General features: G+C 54.4%; 2 protein-coding genes and 1 pseudogene. All 3 read right to left on the reverse strand.

All coding sequences use genetic code 11. The annotated features are described in order from the left end of the window. Nucleotides 1-342: pseudogene (locus C5O24_RS13150) on the reverse strand (major capsid protein); the annotation flags it as partial. 23 nt (nucleotides 343-365) lie between these two features. Continuing rightward, nucleotides 366-950 carry a hypothetical protein gene (locus C5O24_RS13155; RefSeq protein ID WP_240605021.1) on the reverse strand — a complete coding sequence of 195 codons (585 nt, stop codon included), beginning with the start codon at nucleotides 948-950 and terminating at the stop codon, nucleotides 366-368. Between the two features lie 24 nt (nucleotides 951-974). Beyond that, nucleotides 975-1,685, reverse strand: a 711-nt coding sequence (locus C5O24_RS14185; protein WP_107681960.1) for a hypothetical protein, incomplete at its 5' end; no start/stop codon positions are given.

Genomic DNA, 1,685 nt, shown 5'->3' on the forward strand with positions numbered 1-1,685 from the left:
CTTCACAAGTGCGCGAAGGTCGGGGTTCTTCGACGTGCGGGCTATCATAAGTTCGTAGTCGTCGAGTTCTTCCTCGTTCTTGGTGCGCTTAATGGCAATTTTGGGGATGTCGCCCTGAATACGGGCTATTGCCTCGCGGGTCTTTTTGTCAATGGTTGCGCCACGGGCTACGAGGTCGGCAGCAATTTTAAGCCCTATTCGCGTTTCCAACGCCTTCCACGTTAGGGAGTAATTCTCCTTCAACGGGAAAAGTGTAGGATAGTAGAAGGGTTTAAGGTCGTAGGTCTTGACTACGCCCGCCATATCCTGTTCGTTAAGCCCCTGCATTAAAGTAGGTATCATAACTTATTGTTGTGGCTTGTTGGTTAGATGAATTTAATTGTAGGAAGGGCGGCTTTAATCGCGTCGCTAATCGGGGGGCAAAGCGCGGTTTTGAACTGCCCGAAGGTTACGGCCGGGACGGGGGTGTTAGTAAGTGCTTCCACCGGGTAAGAGTCGCCGACGCAAGCGAAGGGGGCGTATTTGAACGCCGAAACGGTTGCGCTTTCTTCTTTGGCCTGGGTAAGCACTCCACCGACGGGAATAGCCGCGCCGAGGGTTGTTCCTACGGTTACGGTGTCGTGGGTCTTGGCGGTGGTGTCAATGGCTGTAATAGCGTATGACTTCGCGCCCGTCTTGAACATCACGAAGTCGCCTACTTTGAAGTGGTGCCCCTTGGCTACCTTGTAGGCGGTGGCGGTGCTTGTGGCGGCTTCCGTTACTTCTGCCGTCTTGACGAGGTGGTAAATACCCGCTTCGTCGGGGGAAATAACGGAACCTTCACGAAGGGGAACGCCGGGGATAAGGTCGGCGACGCTAACGGTTACACCGTTGGGAACGTCGGCGAGGTTGTGCGTACAGGCGTGGGCGGTTCGCTCGTCCTGTTTGCGTGTGTATCGCATAAATCCCATTTTCGTTGTCGGTTTAGGGGGTTGTTAAATTTCCTTCCCTGTAAGGGTCGGGTTGTTGTCACTCTGCGAAGCGATGTAGTCTGCTACGCCTTGGCTAATACCTTCTTTAGTCACGGCTCCAAAGAGGGGCTTATCGTGGCCTTGCAGTCCTTTGTCGCTTTGCTCCTGTGCAATGCCGTCGAGGTCGGCCTGCACTTCGTTTAAGTACCCGTTAAAGTCGTCGTCGTCCTTGAAGGTGGGGGCTACGCGGTCGAAGCTGCGCAGCATCATTTCGCGCTGCTTGCCCTCAATCTTGGCGGCTTCCAACTTCGCTACAAATTGTTCACGGCGGGTGGCTGTGGTTTTCTCGGCACGTAGGCTGTCGTAGCCTTCGCGTATTGCCTTGTTTTCCTCGCGGATAATTTCGCGTATCTGCTCGGCTGTCAATGCTCCCGCCGGGGCCGGTGGTGTCTGCTGTCCGGGCTGAGGTTCGCCGCCGGGCTGTTCCTTCTCCTTGAAGTCGTACTTACGTCTAAGGCCTTCTTCGTGGGTCTTGTTTGCCTTGGCTATCTCCGCGTCGGTTCGGCTTCGGTAGTCCTTAACGAATTTGCTAACCTTGTCGGCGGTAAGATTCCCTACGACTTCGGTCGCTTCTTCAATGGTCGCGGCGTTTAAGCCTATGAAGGCCGCAAGCTGCGTTAAACCGTCTTTTCGCTCGCCTGCAAATTTTTCCTGCAGTAGTGCTAAAATTGCTAA

Source organism: Paramuribaculum intestinale (assembly GCF_003024925.1).
In the GTDB taxonomy this organism is placed as follows: domain Bacteria; phylum Bacteroidota; class Bacteroidia; order Bacteroidales; family Muribaculaceae; genus Paramuribaculum; species Paramuribaculum intestinale.

Coding starts and splice junctions, on each gene's coding strand:
- C5O24_RS13155 (WP_240605021.1), bottom strand. CDS start 950: ATGGGATTTATGCGATACACACGCAAACAGGACGAGCGAACCGCCCAC.